Source organism: Prosthecobacter fluviatilis (assembly GCF_055388355.1).
In genome coordinates this window covers 2,496,245-2,515,439 of the sequence record NZ_AP043782.1, presented here as the reverse complement: position 1 = coordinate 2,515,439, position 19,195 = coordinate 2,496,245, and the positions used below count along the sequence as shown (strand labels likewise).

The following is a 19,195-nucleotide window of genomic DNA, read 5'->3' as shown; positions in this document are numbered from 1 at the left end:
TACATCGGCTGGCTGCGGCATTTTCGGTTTTGAAAATGCCAGCAGCCGGACGTGTGCTGCGGCATTGACAGCCAGCCCGGCAGTCCGGCTATGATGAGGGTAATCATGAAAATGCCCCCCTTGCTGTCGTGGCTTTGTCTTGCCGTGCCTCTGTTTGCCGAGCAGGCACTGCCGCTGGAGGAGCACTGGCCGGCCAAAGAGCCGGTGCCGGCGGGGGTGAAGCTCACGCTGCGCATGCCGGAGACTGTGGTCATAGGACAGGAGATGCCGGCGGCACTGGTGGTGCGCAATGAGGGGGGGAAGCCTTTTGAGATCACCCCGGGCGGGGATTACCGCACCACCGGCTATCCGCAGCGGATGAAGGTGCGAGTGCATGATACCGAAGGGAAGATGCTGCCTGAACTGTCGAGGGAGGCGTATGGCTTTGGTGGCGGGGGCATCTCCGCACCACGCAGCATCGCTCCAGGAGCCAGTGATGAGGTGGAGTTTCCGCTGGACTGCTACGTCAGCTTTAAAATGCCGGGCATTTATACGGTGACGGCGGGGCATGATCTTGGCTGGAAGGTGGATCCGGTGGTGCCGCATCCGGAGGCGAAGAAGAGTGTGCAAGTGGTGCTGCCGAGCGAGAGGGAGGCGGAGGCATATGTGGAGGCTGTCTATGCGCGCCAGCCGCCGCCTGGGGATAACCCGGAGGCGCTACGCAGTCAGTGGGAGCTGGAGAAAACGCTCTCTGTGCTGCGGCACCCTGTGTACCTGCGTGTGCTAGTGAGGCATGCACGTGCGGGCTCCAAGGCGGCGGTGAAGGGCATCGGCCATATTGCGACGCCGGAGGCCACGGAGGCGCTGCTGGAACTGCTGGGGCATGCGTCTGCTGATGTGGTGGAAACGAGCTGTCAGCAGCTTTTGCGGCGGCTGCCGTCTCTTGAAGATGGCGGCAAACCTGTGGAGCGATTTTACTGGGGTTCGCCCTATCAGATCGAGCCGCTGCTGCCTGCTTCCTGGGAGGTGAGGTTTGAGCAGCCGCTGCTGAAGGCTGTGCTGAAGCTGCTGTGGCACAAGTCCGACGCTGTGGTGCAGTGCGCAGGGCTGCTCCTGCAGTCACGGGCGCAGCCTGAAAATGCCACGCAGGTGCTGGAGGTCTTGCAGCAGGTGCTGAGCGTCAGGCATGAACTGTGTGCGGGGCCGAAGGCGAACACGCTGGATCCTCCTATGCCGTTAGGTGTGTTGCTAGGAGTTCTGGATGGCATGCGCAAACGAGGATGGAGACTGGAAAATGGCAATGGACATATGGCGCATCAGGTGGCGTGGCTGAGGCAGCTTGCCGACAAGGAGGTGCCGAAACCAAAGGGTGAGGATTGGAAGGCTGGCATGCTGTCCTGGGTAGAGTACGGTTCGTCGCCTACGCTGAAAGTCTGCGCCTTGCAGGCCATTCCACAGCCGTTGAGCGATGACGCCGCCAAAGCTGTGTACCATGCGCTTGACGATCAGGACTGGAGAGTACAGCGGATTGCGTGCGAGGTCGCCGGTGCTTCAAAACGGGCAGAGTTTTGCCGGCCGCTGGCGCAGATCATCGAGCTTGAGCATGAAGACTTCCTGCAAAATGCGGCCCACAATGCGGCGCTGGCCTGTGGTGGCGGGTTGGAACTGTGGGAAGCCTGGGCCGGCGTGATCCCTGACCAGGACCGGATGTATGAAGCTGTTCGGGCCTTGATGATTGGCACCATCCAGATGGAAGTGGTGGGTAGTGGTGGCGGAAACAGCAATTTCACGCGTGAGCAGCGGTTTGCGATCCGTGATGCATGGCGGGCATTTTTGCGAAAGCATGAGAAGCAACTCGCCGAAGGCGGGAAGGTAGCGCCTCCTGGCGCTGCGACTGCTGCCGCGCTGACGGGCGGCAATTTTAATCCCAGTCAGCCTGTAACACGGTTTACCCTCAAAGATGGCAGCCAGTGGCCGCCGAGTGCCGGGAAATGACATGAAGGGCCCGCAGAACACGTATGAAGTCTCCAGCCATGAAACACACGCTACCGCTGATTTTTGCCCTAGGCTCTTTTGTCTCCCTGCATGCCGAGAACTGGCCGATGTGGCGAGGCGCCAATGGAGACGGCACCTGCGCGGAGGCGGGGCTGCCGGAAAAGTGGAGCCAGACGGAGAATGTGGTGTGGAAGGTGGAGCTGCCGGAGCGGGGGAATTCGACGCCGGTGGTGTGGGGGGACAAAGTTTTCGTGACGCAGGCCATCGAAAAGGAGGGGAAGAGGCTGCTGCTGTGCTTTGACAAAAAGACGGGCAGGCAGATGTGGGAGGCGGGAACGATCTACCGGGAGCCGGAGCTGACGCATGGGACCAATCCATACTGCTCGGCGTCTCCGGCGACGGACGGGGAAAGGGTAGTGGTGTTCTTTGCTTCGGCAGGGGTGTTTTGCTACGACATGAACGGCAAGGAGCTGTGGAAGCGAACAGACCTGGGCAAGCAGCACCACATCTGGGGCAACGGGACGTCCCCGGTGCTTGCGGGGGATCGTGTGTTTTTGAACTTTGGGCCCGGCGAAAACACGGTGCTGCACTGCTTTGACAAGAAAACCGGTAAGACCCTGTGGCAGCACAAGGAGCCGGGCGGGGCCTCGGGCGAAGGGGAGGCGAAGAAGTGGCTGGGCTCCTGGGGAGACCCGCTGCTGCGCAAGGTGGGCGGGCATGAAGAGCTCATGATGGGTTACCCCACGAGGGCGTGCGCCTTTGACCCGCAGTCGGGCAAGGAACTGTGGACCTGCGGCGGGCTGACGAATCTGGTCTATAACTCTCCTCTGTATGCGGATGGGGTGATGATAGCGATGAGCGGCTACAATGGCGCGGCGCTGGCGGTGAAGGCGGGCGGGAGCGGGGATGTGACGGAGAGCCACCGCGTGTGGCATCTGCCGAAGGTGAGCCAGCGGATCGGCAGCGGGGTGGTGCATGACGGCTACCACTACATCCTGAGCGACGGGGGGATCGCCGAATGCCGGGACCTGAAGACGGGGGCGATGGTGTTTCAGGAGAGGCTGAAGGGGAACAACTGGTCGTCCCTGGTGCTGAGCGCGGATGGCAAGTGCTATGCGGCCAATCAGATCGGGGACTGCTTTGTCTTCAAGGCGAGCCCGAAGTTTGAGCTGCTGGCGACGAACTCGCTGGGGGAGAAAATCATTGGCTCCATCGCGGTGAGCGACGGGCGGCTTTTCATCCGTGGATACAAGCACCTGTGGTGCATCGGGAGGAAATAGCGGCTGGACGGGGGGTAAAGGATGGGCGGGAGGGGGGATGCATTTCCCTTTGACCCTGCGGGGGCGCAACGCTAACGAGGGCGCTCCCGCCTATGGCCGCCTCTGACCGTCAGCATACACTCGCCAAGTCCGTCTCGATGACGGGCACCTCGCTGCATACCGGCGAACAAGTCACCCTCACCCTCCAGCCGGCACCTGAGAACTTCGGGTTCAAGTTCCGCCGCATCGACCTGGAGGACAAGCCCTTCATCCCGGCGCTGGTGGAGAAGGTGCAGAAAGTGGAGCGTGCCACGACCATCGCCGAGGGCGGGGTGAACGTGCACACGGTGGAGCATGTGATCTCGGCTCTGGCCGGCATGGGGGTGGACAATGCGATCATCGAGATGGACGCGAATGAGCCGCCGATCGCGGATGGCAGCGCCATGCCGTTTGTGGAGCTGATCAAGTCCGCCGGACTGCAGGAGCAGAATGAGGCGCGGAAGTATTTCGAAGTGCGCGAGCCCATCTACCAGGAGACGCGTGGCGGGACGATCCTGACCATCGTGCCGGACAAGAAGTTCCGCATCTCATGCACGAATGTGGGGCCGGAAGGGCGCTTCACGCAGTATTTCAGCACGGAGATCACCCCGGAGACCTACGAGAAGGAAATCGCGGCGGCACGCACCTTTGTGTACTATGAGGACATCGCGCCCCTGATGGAGAAGGGGCTGATCAAGGGCGGGACGCTGGAGGCAGCGGTGGTGATCCGAGGGGAGACGCTGCTGTCCAAGCAGCCGCTGCGGTTTGCGGATGAGTTTGTGAGGCACAAGATCCTGGACATCGTGGGAGACCTGATGCTGTCCGGGAAGCGCATCCTGGGGCATGTGATCGCCGTGCGTCCGGGGCATGGGCCGAACACGGAGCTGGCCCGTGCCATCGTGGCGCAATACAACCAGATGCGCAGCATGGTGCCTGCGACGGTGAACATCCCGACAGGCGAGGCGGTGCTGGACATCAACGAGGTGATGAACATCCTGCCGCACCGCTACCCCTTCCTGCTGGTGGACCGGATCATCGGCTTTGAGGGCGAATCCAAGTGCACGGGCATGAAGAATGTGACGATCAACGAGCCGTTCTTCCAGGGGCACTTCCCCGGCCACCCGATCATGCCGGGGGTGCTGCAGCTGGAGGCCATGGCGCAGGTGGCGAGCATCGTGCTGCTGCGCATGCCGGGCAACCAAGGCAAGATCGGCTACTTCATGAGCGCCCACAACGTGAAGTGGCGCAGGCCCGTGCTGCCTGGAGACACGCTGATCATTGAGACCGAAATCCTCAAAACGAAGCGCAGCATCGCCAGCGGCATCGGCCGCTGTAGTGTGAACGGCCAGGTGGTTTCCGAGGCCGAGCTGATGTTCAGCGTGGTGGACCGCTAACAGAGACAGACCGAGCATGCCATCCTCGATTCACCCGACCGCCATCATTGACCCGACCGCCACGATCGGTGCGGACGTGCACATCGGCCCCTATTGCATCATCGGAGCGGATGTGGAACTGGGAGACGGCTGCTGGCTGCAGCACCATGTGACGGTGATGGGGCCGTCGAAGATCGGGAAGAACAACAAATTTTACGCCTACGGCTCGATCGGGCAGCAGACGCAGGACCTGAAGTACCAGGCCGAGCCCACGTGGCTGGAGGTGGGGGATAACAACACCTTTCGCGAATTTTGCTCGGTGCACCGTGCGACCTCTGCCGGGGACAAGACGATCATCGGCAGCCACAATAATTTCCTCTCCTACGTGCACATCGCGCATGACTGTGTGGTGGGGAATCATGTGATCTTTTCCAACAACGGGACCCTGGCGGGCCATGTGGTGGTGGAGGATCATGTGATCATCGGCGGGCTGACGGCGGTGCATCAGTTTTGCCGGATCGGCACGCGTGCGATCATCGGCGGCTGTGCGAAGGTGGTGCAGGACATCCCACCCTACTGCACGGCAGACGGCAATCCGGCGCGTGCACGGGGCCTGAACATCGTGGGACTGCAGCGTGCCGGCTTTACCCGCGAGCAGATCCGCGCGCTGCGGAATGCCTTCCGCAAGGTGTACCGCAGCGGGCTGAACAACGCCCAGGCGGTGGAGGAACTGCGAGCCGGGGAGCTGACGCCGGAGGCGGCTATTTTCACGGACTTTGTGGCCTCGACCAAGCGAGGTATCATCTACGGCGGCAAGGCGGTGGAAGAGGATGCTGAGTAAGGTGGTAAAGTGATGGGACGGGTGCATCCGGCCTTTCGTTTCCTGGCGGTATTGTGGTAGGGTATGGTTTCCTGATGAGAATCCTTCTAGTCACCGAGCCCGGAGTGGATGGCGTGTTTCGGCACGTCGAGGCGCTGGCTTCGTATCTGCTGGAGCAGGGGCATGTGGTGCATCTGGCGTATTCGGATGTGCGGGGCTCTGACCGGCTGAACCGGCTGGTGGAGAGGGTGACTGAGGCTGGAGGAAAGACGACCAATCTGGCTGTGAGCAATGCGCCGGGGCCGGGTGATGTGGGCGCTCTTTTGCGGCTGCGGAAGCTGGTGAAGGATGCGAAACCGGAGGTGATCCATGCGCACAGCTCCAAGGCGGGGGCGCTGACGCGTGCGCTGGTGCTGCTGGGAGTGCGGAAGCCGATTTTTTACACGCCGCATGCCTACTACGGACTGTCTGGCAAGGGCGGTATGAAGGCGCGGTTTTTCAACGCCATCGAAACAGTGCTGGGACGTGTGGGCACCTCGATCAATCTTTCTGCGGGTGAGCTGGCCTTTGCGAGGGAGAGGCTGGGGATTCCACAGCGGAGACTGCGGGTGATTGCAAATCCGGTGGACTGCGCGCGCTTTCAACCTGCAACAGAGGCCCGGCGGAGGGAGATCCGTGACAGGCTGGGTGTGCCTGCGGGTGCGGTGCTGCTGGGCTCGGTGGGGAGGCTGGCGTTTCAGAAGGATCCGCTGACGCTGTATCGTGCCTTTGCGAAGGCTTGCCAGAGGCGGGCGGATCTGTGGCTTTATCATCTGGGGGATGGTGAACTGGCGGCGGAGTGTGCGGCGCTGGCGGATGAGCTGGGGATTCGCGGTCGCATTGTTCGGCAGAGTTATCTTTCGGAGCCGCTGTCGTTTTATCAGGCGCTGGATGGGATGATCCTGACCTCGCGGTATGAGGGGCTGTCGTTTGCGGTGCTGGAGGCGCTGGCGTGTGACCTGCCGGTGATCCTGAGCCAGGCACCGGGGAACAATGATTTTCTGGACATGGGGCTGTCGCATTGTTGGTCGGCGGGGAAGGAGGACGCGGATGGCTTTGCGCGGGTGATTGGGGAATGGGTGCAGGATTGTGGGAATAAGCGGCCGTCCAATCATCGGCAGGTGGCGGAGGAGAGGTTTAGCCAGAGGGCGTGCTTTGGGGCGGTGGTGAGGGAATATGAGCAGGCTGTTTCCGCGTGACTTGATCTCGCGAGAGCGGGCGCTTAGCTTTCTGTCTGCATGCTACTGCTCCGCCCCATTTGCGGCCTTTCTTGGCTGGCTGTTTTGATGCTTTCATGGGCTCAGGCGGCGGAGGTGCCGTGGGAGGCTGCGAAGCGGGATGAGACGGCGTACTGGGCCGGGGTGGTGAAGGAGCAAGCGGAGAGGATGAAGGAAGCGCAGGCTAAGATTGTTTTCATCGGGGACTCGCTGACGGAGAGCTGGGACAAGGGGCTGTGGGAGTCGCGAATGGCTCCGGCAAAGGCGGTGAATTTTGGTGTCGGCGGGGAAGGGCCGCAGCATGTGCTGTGGCGGCTGGAGCAGGGGATTCTGAACGGGCCTGCGCCGGAGACGGTGGTGCTCATGATCGGCATCAACAACTACTGGCGGCATTTCAGCGCGGCGGACACGGCGCGTGGCATCGAGACGATTGTGGGGCGGATTCATGCGCTGCAGCCGGGGGCGCGCATCGTGCTGCTGGGGCTGCTGCCGGTGTATGAGGCGGCATCGCCCATCCGAACCTGGATTGGGGAGATCAATGCGAGGATTCAAAAGCTGCACGGCAACCAGAAGGTGGAGTTTCATGATTTCTCGACGGCTTTTCTGGAGGCTGATGGGAACCAACGGCTGCAGCTCTACCAGAAGGATCATCTGCATCTGTCCAAGGCCGGGTATGTGGTGCTGACCCGTGAACTCACTCCTGTGCTGAAGCTGCCATCCGCCCTGCCATGAAGTCGATCAATCCCACTTTAAGAATTGCTGAACTGGACGCTCTGCGCGGCATTGCGGCGATGGCGGTGCTGCTGTTTCATTTTACCAGCGGGATCGCGAAGAACTGGAGCTTTCATCTGTATGATCCGCCGTTTGGATTTCCGTATGGTGGCATGGGGGTGGATCTGTTTTTCATGATCAGCGGTTTTGTGATCTTCATGACGCTGGATCGCGCCAAGTCTGCGGCGAGCTTTGTGGTGGGACGCTTTTCAAGGCTGTATCCCACGTTTTGGGCGTGTGCGCTGATCACGCTGGTGGTGACTTCACGATACGGTCTGCCGGGGATGGAGGTGAGCATGCGGGATGCGCTCTGGAACATTCCGCTGCTGCCGCGGTTTGTGCGGGCGCAGATGATCGATGGGGTGTACTGGTCGCTGGAGTTTGAGCTGCTTTTTTACGCGGCGATGCTCGTGCTGCATCAACTGGGGGCGTTCAAGAAGCTCACGGTGCCGGTGCTGCTGGTGTGGCTGGCTGCGGCTGCGGGGGCGCACTGGGTGCTGACGCATGGGCAGCCGGAGTCGCAGTTGTATCGGCTGACGGGAAAGATCAAGGCGGTGACGAGCCTGGACTGCATCCACCTCTTTGGGGTGGGGATGATTTTGTATGATGCGCACCGGCGGCGTGCGTGGAGCGCGGGACACACACTGGTGCTGCTGGTGTGCGGGGCGCTGGCATGGTGGAAGGCAGCCTTTGCGCTGCATTTCCCGCTGGTGGTGTGCTTTGCGCTGCTGCTGCATCTGGCCACGACGGGATGGCTGCCTTTTTTAAATGCGCGGCCGCTGGTGTTTCTGGGGGCGATCTCGTACCCGCTGTATTTGATTCATCAGAACATCGGGCTGGTGCTGCTGAATTCGCTGGGAGTGGTGACGCAGTCGGCGTGGCTGAGGCTGGGGATGACGACGGTGTCGATGGTGATGCTGGCGTGGGTGATTTCGGTGTGCATCGAGAGGCCGTCGATGAGGTGGGTGCGGGAGAGGTTGAGGAGGTTTACGTGAGGAATGCGCGAACGACGCTTGTCGAACTGCCCATGGGCTTTCACCTGCGCGGCACAGAGACCAGTGTGTTTGCAAGCTTCTAAGTGAGTTAACTTGCGCTGCGGCAAGCGACCTGCTGCGGACTAAAGTCCGCGCTCCTTTTGGGCCTGGAGCCAGGACTGGAACATGAGGATATCCCAGAGGTAGAAGTGCCAGTTGCGGGTGCCGCTGAGGTGTTCCTGCCATTTCTGGCGGATGGGGGCGGGGTGGAAGAAGCCTTCGCGTTGGAGGCGGGATTCGGAGAGGAGGTCTTCGGCCCATTCGCGCAGGGGGCCGCGGAGCCAGATTTCCAGCGGGATGCCGAAGCCCTGCTTGGGGCGGTCGATGAGGGCCTTGGGCACATGGCGGTAGAGGGTTTCGCGCATGAGCCATTTGCCTTTGCCGTCGCGGACTTTCATCGAATACGGAATGCGCCAGGCGAACTCGATGAGGTCGGTGTCGAGGAGGGGGATGCGACCTTCCAGACTGACGCCCATGGCGGCGCGGTCCACTTTGACGAGTATGTCTCCGGGGAGGTAGGTCTCCATGTCGAGGTACATCATGCGATGGGTGAAGTCGCTGACGCGAGGCCATGCCTTGGTGTTGCTGATGGCGGTAACGGGATCTTTGCCGTCGATGACGATGTCCGTGGGCTTTTTCCAGTAAGACATAATCGTGAGATAGAGCGACTCCATGCCTGGAGCTGCGACGACTTCTGCGAGCTTGTGCAGCTTGTCGCCGACGGGGATGTGGCGCTTGCTCTTGGGGAGAATTTTGGAGCCGAGGGTGTTGAGCGGACCGGGTGGGACTGCGGTGAGTGCGGCGGCGGTCAGCTTCTTCAGCGGAGTGGGCATCCAGGCGAATTTGTTCCAGAGGCTGCGGCCCATGGCGTAGCGTTCGTAGCCGCCGAAGAGTTCGTCTCCGGCATCGCCACTGAGGGCGACGGTGACATGCTGGCGGGCCATCTTGCAGACGAGGTGGGTGGGGATCTGCGAGTAGTCGGCGAAGGGTTCGTCGTAGAGCGCGGGGAGCTGGGGGATGACATTGAGCGCATCCTCGCCAGTGACGTACATTTCGGTGTGCTCGGTGCCGAGGTGCTGGGCAACGCTCTTGGCGATTTCGGCTTCGTTGTACTGCTTTTCGTGGAAGCCGATGGTGAAGGTGCGAACGGGGCGTGAGCTTTGCTTCTGCATCATTGCCACAATGAGCGAGGAGTCGATGCCTCCGCTGAGGAAGGCTCCAAGCGGTACATCGGAGACCATGCGCATGCCGACGGCTTTTTTGAGCATGGACTCGAAGGTGTCGATGGCCTCGGCTTCGGTACCTTTGAAGGGATTGTCGAGGCCGCGCTCTACGGCGTGAGGCAGGCTCCAGTAGTAGCCGGGCTGCGGATGCTCGGAGGGCGACTTGAGGATGAGCATCGAGGCAGGGGGGAGCTTTTTAAAGCCCTGGTAGATGCAGAGGGGATCGGGAATGTAATTGAAGCGCAGCAGCGAGGTGAGGGCTTCGCGATCTATGGCGGCATTGAAGCCGGGGAAGCGACGCAGGGCCTTGAGCTCGGAGGCGAAGACGAAGGTCGCGCCGATCCAGCCGTAGTAGAGCGGCTTTTCACCCATGCGGTCGCGGGCGAGGTGGAGGGTGCGCTCCTGCTTGTCCCAGACGGCGTAGGCAAACATGCCGTTGAAGCGCTGGGTGGCTGCGACGACGCCCCACTGGCGGAAGGCGGCGAGCATGATCTCGGTGTCTGAGTGGCCGCGCCAGGTGTGGCCGAGGGGTTCGAGTTCGGCGCGGAGGTCCTGGAAGTTGTAGATCTCGCCATTGAAGACGATGATGAAGCGGCCATCGGCGCTGGTCATGGGCTGATGGCCCAAAGGGGAGAGATCGAGAATGGAAAGGCGGCGATGGCCGAGTGCGATGCCGCTGGAGGAGTCCACCCAGGCGCCGGAGTCGTCGGGACCGCGCAGGATGATGGCATCCGTCATGGCGGTGACGATGGCGTTCATCTCGTGCGATGGGCACGAACCGGAAGGGGAGAAGAAGCCAGCGATGCCGCACATGGGTCAGGAATGGGGAAGGGGAGAGGCGAGAGTGGGCGTGAGACTCGGCTCGAGTGCAGGCAAGACCGCATGAGGTGAGTCGAGCAAGGCGGCGAATTTCTGCAGCACGCTCTCGATGGAGAAATGCTCGGCGATGCGCGCGCGGGAGTCGGGATCGTGAAGAATACCAGATTCAAGCACTTCGATGCAGGCCTGGGCGAGAGCTGCAGGATCGCCCGGCGGGACCATGCGTCCGGTATCGCCCATGACCCAGCGGGTGTCGCCGATGTCGGTGGCTACGACGGGGACGGAGCAGGCCATGGCCTCGCCGACGACATTGGGGAAGCCTTCGCCAAACGCGGAGGAGGAGACGGCGATGTTAAGAGAGGCGGTGAGTTCGGGGAGATCGTGGCGCTCGCCGAGGATCTGGATGCACGCAGGGACCTGAAGCTCCTCGGTGCCAGCGCCGACGATGATAAATTCGGTGCCGGTTTTTTTCTCGGCGACGATTTTAGCAGCGGCGATGAAGGTGGCGTAGTCCTTCATGGGTGCATTGCGTCCAAAGCGGCCGATGCGTCCGGGGGTGGGCGTGCCCGGCAGCCATTTGGCGAGATCGAAGCCATTAGGAATGAGCTGAGTCTTGGAGGCGCGGTAGCCCAGGGACTCGTGCTGGCGTGCGCCGGTCTGCGTGTTGTAAGTGATGCGCGCAGGCAGCCTGGAGAGCGAAGCAAGGGCGCGGATGACGAGTGCGGAGCCGCGCTTCTCGTGCTTGAGGTCGTAGAGACTTTGGCGAACGTTCCAGATGACGGGCACGCTTTTGAAACGCATGAAGCGCGCGAGCACGGCGGCAAAGCAGCCGTGGTACATCCAGCCCATGAGGACGTCGGCTTTGGTTTCGCGAACGATGCGGAAGAGGCGCCAGAGGGAGGCGAGTGTGGGTTTGCCTGCGGGCATGTCGAGGCTGTGGACCTCATAGCCGCCCTCGTGTAAAGCGGTGGCGTGCTTGCCGCCAGCGGTGAGGGAAATGACGCTGTGCTGAAAATGCGGCAGCCCACGGATGAGCTGGGCGAGCATCATCTCAGCACCGCCGCTGCCGAGGCCGGTGGTGAGCCAGAGAACTTTTTTGGCGAGCAGGCGGCTGGTGCGCTCGATGAGTTTGGCGACGCTGAATTCCTCCACGATGCGCGGGCGGGGATCGTGCGGCGTGAAGGAACGCATGCACTGCGCGAGGGCGGCGTGATCGCCCACGGGGAAGATGCGGGATTTGTCGCCGATGATCCAGGCGCTGTCGCCGACGTCGCTGGCGATGCAGGGGACGCCGCAGGCCATGGCCTCGCCGATGACATTAGAGAAGCCTTCACCAAAGGCGCTGGAGTTTACGAGGCAGTCAAACTTCGCATACACGGTAGGCATGTCCTTCTGTGCGGGCATCCAGGTAAGGCGGTCGTCCAGACCAAGGCTGGTGGCGAGGCTGCGCATCTGCTGCTCATAGGCGGCATCTCCAGAGCCGATGATGAGGAACTGCGCGTGAGGAACGAGGGCCGCCGCGCGCAGGAAGGTGGCGATGTCCTTCATCGGGTTCATGCGGCCTACGAGGCCGAAGGTGGAGACTGCTGATGGCGTGTGAGGCCGGGGCTGGAACTTCTCCGTATCGATGCCGTTGGGGACGACGTGCATCTTTTTCGGCGGGTAGCCGCGTGCGGCGTAGTAGTCGCGCCCGGCCTGGGAGTTGCAGATGATGACGTCAGCAAAGCGGGCGAGGAGGCAGTTGAGGCGGAAGCTGAGCCTGCCGAGCACGCCCCAGAGATGAGCGTCGGTCTGGGAGTCGCGCACGCCCCAGACGACGCGGGGAAAACCGCAGAGTGGCTTCAGAAACAGCGCCATCAGATTGGACTCGGCGAGATAGCCATGCAGCACAGCGGGGCGGATGCTGCGTGCTGCTTTTACGAGGCGGATGAAGAAGCCTGCGAGATCCCAGCGGCTGCGTTTGCCGATGCAGACGGTGCGTGCGCCTACGGATTCGAGTTCATCACGGAAAGGGCCGCCGTAGAAGTGAAGCACGCTGACCTCGTGACCCTGCTGCACCAGCCCACCCGCGAGCAGCACGAGCTGGCGCTGAGCGCCGCCGTGGCCGAGATCACGGATGATGAAGGCGATTTTCATGGCTGTGGCAGCGGGGCGTGCGGGGAGGCCTGAGGTTTGGCGGGGGGCTTGAGCACGAGGCGGAAGCGACCTGTGAAAACGAGATTGCTGCAGACGGCGGCGGCAAACCAGTAGTGGGGAGATTCGACGATGATCTGGCTGCAAGGAATGAAGAGCCACAGGGGCACCAGGCAGTAAAAGCCGCGCAGCCTGAGCGTGAAGCAGCGGAAGGTCAGCAGAAGGAGGCCGCTGAGGTAGAGCAGCACGCCGGGAATGCCAATGTCGATCCAGAGAGAGACGACCTGGTTGTGGGGCTTCCAGATGCTGGTGCCGGCGCCGGTGCCGTGGCCCCAGAGCGGCCTCTTGCCCACAGCCTCCCAGCCGTCCTGCAGGTCTTTGCCGCGTTCGGGAGATTTGATGCGCTCAAAGTCCAGCTCATAGATGGCCTGGAGGCGGTCCGTGGTGTCCTTGTTGGTCATGAGGCCGACCTTGGTGGAGGTCTGGGCCAGGATGGCGACGCCGCCGATGGCGAGGGGGATGCTGACAGCAGCGACGAGCAGCATGCCCATGAAGTGCTGGCGCAGGTTGCCCAGCACGTAGCAGAGCAGCAGACAGGAAAAGACCGCCATGCCGCTGCGGCTGAGGGTGAGGGCGATGGCGGGTCCTACAAACGCGATGAGTGCGACATTCCACCAGAAGCGCGGGTTCAGCGTGAAGATGACCGAGAGCATCAGCGTGATGATGATGGGAGGATCATTGGGATCATCCGGAAAGCCGGCCATGCGGCCGGGGATACGGGTAAAGGAGCGGAAGCCCAGCCACTCGTAATACACGCAGCCTGCGGAGAGTACGGCGGTGCAAACGGCGGCCCACATGGCGACGCGACGCCAGGGCTCCGTGGAAAGCAGCAGCACGGTGGTGAAGGTGACGAGGAAGTTCGAGAGCAGGGACATGACCACAACGCTGTGGTCGCCCAGGGCGGTGATGGTGAAGCGCTGAAGAAATGCGGCGTCGAGCACCCGCAGCAGAGGCACGATGAGCATCAAAAAAGCAGGCGGGCAGATGCTGGGCCTGTTGAGCAGCGACATCACTCCGGCGCCCGCCAGCGTGAGCAGGGTGTAGTCGCGCGGCTTGAAGGGGATGACCCCTGCACCGTCCGCCCAGTAGAGGGCCTTGGTCATGGCGGGCACGAGCAGGGCCAGAGCGGCGATGATGAGCAGCCGTGCCAAGCGCTCGCGGCGTCTGGCGGCGGCCAGCATGAAGGCTGGCGATAGAGCGGGCTGCGTGGCGGAGCTCATGCGGCCTCCTTTCGGCGGATGACGAGAAGGCAGGTGGCGCAGGTGGCAAAAGCGCACACGGCATGCACGATGGAGGTGGAAAGCGCGATGCCCGCAGCGCCCAGGCGGCTCATCAAAAGCCAGTTGAGCGAGGCATTGAGAAACAGTGCGCTGAAGGCGACGGTGAGCATGTAGCGCGAGGCCTGCAGCGATATGACGACGCGCGCCGCCACGGTGCCGAGAACGTAAAAGGGGATCTGAAAAGACGCATAGCGCAGCACCTCCGCCACGCGCTGGGTGTCCTGCGGGCCGAAGGCACCGCGCTGAAACAGCAGGCTGACGATCCAGGGGGCAAAGACGCACAGCACCACCGTCATGGGCAGCGCCGCGCTGACGATGATTCCAGCGCTGGTGAAAAGACGCCGGCGCAGCCCATTCCAGTCACGCCGGGCGACGAGTTCGGCGAAGTGCGGGAAGAGCACGTCCGAGGCGGGGCCGGCGGTGACGGCGAGCACAATGGCGCAGACTTTGTCCGAATAACCCAGCACGGCCACGGAGCCTGCGGTGAGCCAGGCGGCCATCGTTTGATCCACCACCACCGCACTGCCAAAGGCAACGCCGCCGATGAGGAAAGGCATGGCATTTTGCAGCACCACGCGCAGCCCCGGCTCCCGATGGCGCAGGGTGCAGCGCCACCAGCTCAGCCTGCGCGGCAGGCGGCGCATGACTGCCACCAGCAGCACCGCGAGATGCGCCACAGCGCCCCAGACCGTGCCGTGCACCAGCGTCCAGGCACTGACCTGTTTTCCAGCGATCAGCAGGGCGGTGACGATACCGAGGGGCACGAGCATGGGGGAGGAGGCTGCCAGCAAAAAGGTCTTCCCTGCACGCAGCCATGCGCCGAGGTGCTGGGCCAGGCCAAAGCAGAGCAGGAAGGGCAGCAGGCTGCGCAACAGGCTGACGGAGAGCGCCTGCTTGGCTGGATCAAAGCCTTTTGTCGCCCATGCAACCACCCACGGAGCGGCCAGAACCAGCAGGCCACCGCAGAGCAGCAATGCAGCGAAATGCGACGCGACGCTCTGAAGCCCGAGGCGGTAGGCGCGGCGCAGGCCACGGTGCTCGCGCAGCTCGGCGTAGGCGGGAACGAAGGATTCAGGGATGCCGCCACCCAGGACAGAGCCGACGAAGGTGTAAAAGCCAAAGACGAGCATGAAGGCGTCCAGTTCACTCGCCGTGCCCAGCTTGTTGGCAATGAGGGCGTCCTTGGCAAAGGCGACGATCTTGCCCACCATCGTGAGCACTGCCACCACCAGGAAGCCCGAGACCATGGCCGACCCGGCCCCGCGTGCGAACAAAGCACGAAGGGAGGCTGGCAGGGCGAGGCGGATTGCAGGCATTCCACTAAATTATAAACACCATAAAACGATTGAGCAAACTTGAGGTCGGGATATTTAGGGGGCGACCGGGGTGTTTCAGTGCCCCCTTGGAGGTTTGGGGTCAGTCTCAAAGACTCCGTTTTGAGCCTGATCCTTGTTCATCGCCGTAAGCTCCGGATCATAGCGCGTGACTGTGGGATGGGGACGGCAGCCCAGATGGAATGGGGCTCTTGGTCCCCGGTTGGCAGGAGTGGTGGGTGAACGCAGAGCGCTAAGGGATCAAGATGATCCCTCTCCTGCGGTGGCTTGGCTGGGCTCAGGGCTTTGGCTCCAGCGTTTCCCGGTCTCCGGCGGCCAACTTCAGGCACACGATTCCCTGGCCTAGCAGCGGGTAATTTTGGGCACCTGCCAGACCGGGGGGGGATTTGGCCGGGAAGGAGGGGCAGAGGGCGGTGTCGAACACGAGTGACCAGAGAGTGTTCCCGTCTCCGGGGAGAATGAAGGGCTGGGGCTCCGCGCTGTTGTTGAAGAGCAGCAGGAGCGTGCTGGATGAATCATTCACCGGGCCCATCAGTGCGCCAAAGCAGCGGCGGGTGTCCTGGTGCCATTCCTCATGGTGCAGCAGGGTGCCGTCGCTTTCGAGCCAGAGGACGTCGCGCAGGCCGGTGGCGGGATTGAGCTTGCCGTCGAAGTAGGTGCTGCGGCGGAAGACCTCGTGGCTGCGGCGGAAGGCGGCCATCTGCCGTGTGAAGGCGAGCATCTCCTCGTCGCACTCGTGCCAGTCGATCCAGCTGATGTCGTTGTCCTGACAGTAGGCGTTGTTGTTGCCCTTCTGGGTGCGGCCGCGTTCGTCGCCAGCGATGAGGAAGGGGACGCCGATGGAACACATCATGGTGGCGACGAGGCCACGGCGGAGGCGGGCGCGGGTCTGCAGCACGGCGGGGTCAGTGGTGGGGCCTTCCACGCCGCAGTTGCAGCTGTGGTTGTTGCTGTCTCCATCGCGGTTGTCCTCCTTGTTGGCTTCGTTGTGCTTGTCCGCATAGCTGACGAGGTCGAGCAGGGTGAATCCATCGTGCGAGGTGAGGAAATTGATGCTGGCGAGAGGGGTGCGCTGATTCCAGCCAAAGACGTCCTGGCTGCCACAGAGGCGCTTGGCGAATTCGGCTGTGGCACCGGCATCTCCCCGCCACCAGCTGCGCACGGTGTCGCGGTATTTGCCATTGAGCTCACGCCAGGGCTCGGGGAAATTCCCCACCTGGTAGCTGTCCATGCGTGAGATGTCCCAGGCCTCAGCGATGAGCTTGACCCGCGAGAGCACGGGGTCCTGTGCCACGGCGCTGAGGAAGGGGGACTGGCGGTTGAAGCCGTCTTTTTCATCGCGTGCCACAGTGACGGCGAGGTCAAAGCGGAAGCCGTCCACGTGCATTTCGGTGACCCAGTAGCGCAGGCTGTCGAGAATGAGGCGGAGGGCAGGCTGGCTGGCAGAGTCCACCGAATTGCCGCAGCCGGTGACGTTGACATAGTCTGCACCGTTTTCGCCGAAGTGATGGCGGTAGTAGCTGTGGTCATCCAGACCACGGAACATGAGGGACGGGCCGTACTCGTTGCCTTCGGCGGTGTGATTGTACACCACGTCCAGGATGACCTCGATGCCTGCGGCGTGCAGGGCTTTGACCATGGCCTTGAACTCGCGCACCTGCTCCTGCGGGTCCTTGGCTGCGGCGTAGGCATTGTGCGGGGCGAAGAAGCCGATGGTGTTGTAGCCCCAGTAATTGGTGAGGCCTCTGCCGAGGAGAAAGCCATCGTCCAGATGCTGGTGCACTGGGAGAAGCTGCACGCTGGTGATGCCGAGCTGGCGCAGGTAGGCGGTGACTGAGGGATGGGCGAGACCTGCGTAGGTGCCGCGCAGGGCAGCGGGGACGTCAGGGTGGGTCTGGGTGAAACCCTTCACATGCAGCTCGCAGATGACGGTGTCCTGCCAGGGGATGCGCGGTCTGGTATCGCCAGACCAGTCGAAGGATTCATCGACGACGACGCATTTCAGGGCGTGGGGGCCGTTGTCGATGCGGCCAAGGCTGTGTCGAGGGTCCGGCAGGGTGCGCATGTGCTCGGCCTCGTCCGGTGTGCCGTGGATGGCGCGGGCATAGGGGTCGAGCATGAGCTTTTTGGAATTGAAGCGCATGGCATTCTGAGGCAGCCAGGGACCATGGGCTCGGTAGCCGTAGAGGGTGCCGGCCCTGACGCCACGGACGGTGGCGTGCCAGAGATCGCACTCGGTGCGCTCCATGCGGATGCGGGCGGTCTCTCGGGTGGCGTCTTTGGGATCATAGAGGCATAGATCCATGGCGATGGCATGCCGGGAGTGGACGACGAAACGCGTGCTGTCTCCCAAAAGGGTGACACCAGGGGAAAGGGGCTCTCCATGGATCTCAAAGGAAACCGGCATGGAGGAGTCGCTCAGGGGCACGCGGCGGGTCTGAGCGGGGGCGGCTGGCTTGCGGGCAAATTTGCGTTTCAGGCTGGTCAGCAAAGGTTGCATGAGTCTCACAACGCACAACGTTTGCCATGCCGCCATGAATTATCGACATTTCGCCCTGCTTTTTCTGCTGCTGAGCTCCACCTGGGCTTTGGCCCTCAAACCGGCGGACCCGGCGCGCTTTGAAAAGGCCATCCAGGCTTTTGAGGCGGAGGACGCCACGAAAGCTCCGCCCAAGGATGTGACGGTGTTTGTGGGCGCATCTAACATCCGGCGCTGGCAGTCGCTGCCGGAGAGGTTCAAGAAAACGCCGCTGCTCAACCGGGGCTTTGGCGGGTCGCAGCTCAGCGACTTGGTGTTTTTTGCCGACCGCTGTGTCATCAAATACCGCCCGAAGCAGATCTACCTTAACGCCGGGGGTAACGACCTCCATGCCGGAAAGACGCCGGAGGAGGTGCTGGGGGCGTTTGATGCCTTTGTGACAAAGGTGCGCACGGCGCTGCCTCAGACAGCGATCTCTTTCATTTCCATTCCTCCCTCACCCGCACGCTGGAGCGAGGTGGAGCTGGTGAAGCAGGCGAATGAGCTCATCGCCGCGTCCTGCGCCAGGCAGGGGGTGGACTTCATCGACACCTTTACGCTGCTGCTCGGTGCTGACGGCATGCCCCGCCCCGAGCTTTATGTGGAGGACAAGCTTCACTTTAGCGAGGCCGGGTATGATGTCGTGACCTCCGCGATCCGCTGGCAGAAGGACATTCTGGCCTTTGCGAAGAAGGATGCGGAAAAGGCGCCGCCGGAGCATCCCATCGTCTTCACCGGCAGCTCCAGCATTGTGAAGTGGAAGACGCTGGCGGAGGATTTTCCCGGGCTGCCGGTGATGAACCGCGGCTTTGGCGGCTCGGAGGTGTTTGACTCCTTCAACTATGCGCACCTGACCGTGATCAAGTACAAGCCGAAGCTCGTCGTGATGTATGCGGGGGGCAATGACATCGCCGCAGGCAAGACACCGCAGCGGGTGTTTGCGGATTTCAAAGCCTTCGTGGCCAAGGTATGGGCGGCGCTGCCGGAGTGCCGCATCTGCTACATCTCCAACGCGCCGAATCCGAAGCGCTGGAGCATGATCGACAAGATGATCGAAGCAAGCCGCCTGGTGGAGGAGTACACGAAGACCGACAAGCGGCTGCAGTTCATCAATGTGTACCCGCACATGCTCGGGACCGATGGCAGGCCAAAGCCGGACATCTTTGTGGAGGACCAGCTGCACATGAATGCAAACGGGTATGTGATTTGGAAGGAAGTGGTGGGGCCGTATTTGAAGTGACGGAGGTGTGCTCAATCGTCAATGACGGGTGGCTTGGGCGTCCTTGAGCCGCAGGACTGACG

The 19,195-nt window shown here is 62.3% G+C and carries 13 protein-coding genes; 8 read left to right on the top strand and 5 right to left on the bottom strand.

What is annotated here, in order from left to right:
* Window positions 1–105 precede the first annotated feature (105 nt).
* The 7 genes from ACZ5WW_RS09770 (at window position 106) to ACZ5WW_RS09740 (ending at window position 8,487) form a co-directional block, all read left to right on the top strand.
* Window positions 106–1,974: a HEAT repeat domain-containing protein gene (locus tag ACZ5WW_RS09770; RefSeq protein WP_377164704.1), complete on the top strand. Its 1,869-nt coding sequence runs from the start codon at window positions 106–108 to the stop codon at window positions 1,972–1,974.
* Between the two features lie 38 nt (window positions 1,975–2,012).
* Complete coding sequence (locus ACZ5WW_RS09765; RefSeq protein ID WP_377164706.1) at window positions 2,013–3,254, top strand: PQQ-binding-like beta-propeller repeat protein; 1,242 nt, start codon at window positions 2,013–2,015, stop codon at window positions 3,252–3,254.
* Between the two features lie 92 nt (window positions 3,255–3,346).
* Window positions 3,347–4,666, top strand: coding sequence for a bifunctional UDP-3-O-[3-hydroxymyristoyl] N-acetylglucosamine deacetylase/3-hydroxyacyl-ACP dehydratase (locus tag ACZ5WW_RS09760; protein WP_377164708.1), 1,320 nt, complete (start codon window positions 3,347–3,349; stop codon window positions 4,664–4,666).
* Window positions 4,667–4,682: 16 nt separating this feature from the next.
* Window positions 4,683–5,486 (top strand): acyl-ACP--UDP-N-acetylglucosamine O-acyltransferase, encoded by an 804-nt coding sequence (lpxA, locus tag ACZ5WW_RS09755; RefSeq protein ID WP_377164710.1) that lies wholly within the window; start codon window positions 4,683–4,685, stop codon window positions 5,484–5,486.
* Between the two features lie 74 nt (window positions 5,487–5,560).
* Entirely contained in the window at window positions 5,561–6,703 is a 1,143-nt protein-coding gene (locus ACZ5WW_RS09750) for a glycosyltransferase (RefSeq protein ID WP_377164712.1), read from the top strand.
* A gap of 39 nt (window positions 6,704–6,742) precedes the next feature.
* Window positions 6,743–7,453: a GDSL-type esterase/lipase family protein gene (locus ACZ5WW_RS09745; RefSeq protein WP_377164714.1), complete on the top strand. Its 711-nt coding sequence runs from the start codon at window positions 6,743–6,745 to the stop codon at window positions 7,451–7,453.
* Window positions 7,450–8,487 carry an acyltransferase family protein gene (locus ACZ5WW_RS09740; RefSeq protein WP_377164716.1) on the top strand — a complete coding sequence of 346 codons (1,038 nt, stop codon included), beginning with the start codon at window positions 7,450–7,452 and terminating at the stop codon, window positions 8,485–8,487. The genes ACZ5WW_RS09745 and ACZ5WW_RS09740 overlap by 4 nt, the downstream gene beginning before the upstream one ends.
* Before the next feature lie 122 nt (window positions 8,488–8,609).
* On the opposite strand, the gene asnB is transcribed toward ACZ5WW_RS09740, so the two are convergent.
* The 5 genes from asnB to glgX all read right to left on the bottom strand — a co-directional run bounded on the left by asnB (window position 8,610) and on the right by glgX (window position 17,875).
* Entirely contained in the window at window positions 8,610–10,562 is a 1,953-nt protein-coding gene (gene asnB / locus ACZ5WW_RS09735; RefSeq protein ID WP_377164717.1) for an asparagine synthase (glutamine-hydrolyzing), read from the bottom strand.
* Between the two features lie 3 nt (window positions 10,563–10,565).
* Complete coding sequence (locus tag ACZ5WW_RS09730) at window positions 10,566–12,704, bottom strand: glycosyltransferase (protein WP_377164718.1); 2,139 nt, start codon at window positions 12,702–12,704, stop codon at window positions 10,566–10,568.
* Complete coding sequence (locus tag ACZ5WW_RS09725; RefSeq protein WP_377164720.1) at window positions 12,701–13,981, bottom strand: O-antigen ligase family protein; 1,281 nt, start codon at window positions 13,979–13,981, stop codon at window positions 12,701–12,703. Before ACZ5WW_RS09725 ends, ACZ5WW_RS09730 begins: the two co-directional genes overlap by 4 nt.
* Window positions 13,978–15,357: a murein biosynthesis integral membrane protein MurJ gene (gene murJ / locus ACZ5WW_RS09720; protein ID WP_377164722.1), complete on the bottom strand. Its 1,380-nt coding sequence runs from the start codon at window positions 15,355–15,357 to the stop codon at window positions 13,978–13,980. The genes ACZ5WW_RS09725 and murJ overlap by 4 nt, the downstream gene beginning before the upstream one ends.
* Window positions 15,358–15,652: 295 nt before the next feature.
* Window positions 15,653–17,875: a glycogen debranching protein GlgX gene (gene glgX, locus ACZ5WW_RS09715; protein WP_377164724.1), complete on the bottom strand. Its 2,223-nt coding sequence runs from the start codon at window positions 17,873–17,875 to the stop codon at window positions 15,653–15,655.
* A gap of 34 nt (window positions 17,876–17,909) precedes the next feature.
* Here glgX and ACZ5WW_RS09710 point away from each other — a divergent pair, with 34 nt between their 5' ends.
* Complete coding sequence (locus ACZ5WW_RS09710) at window positions 17,910–19,133, top strand: GDSL-type esterase/lipase family protein (protein WP_377164726.1); 1,224 nt, start codon at window positions 17,910–17,912, stop codon at window positions 19,131–19,133.
* Window positions 19,134–19,195 lie beyond the last annotated feature (62 nt).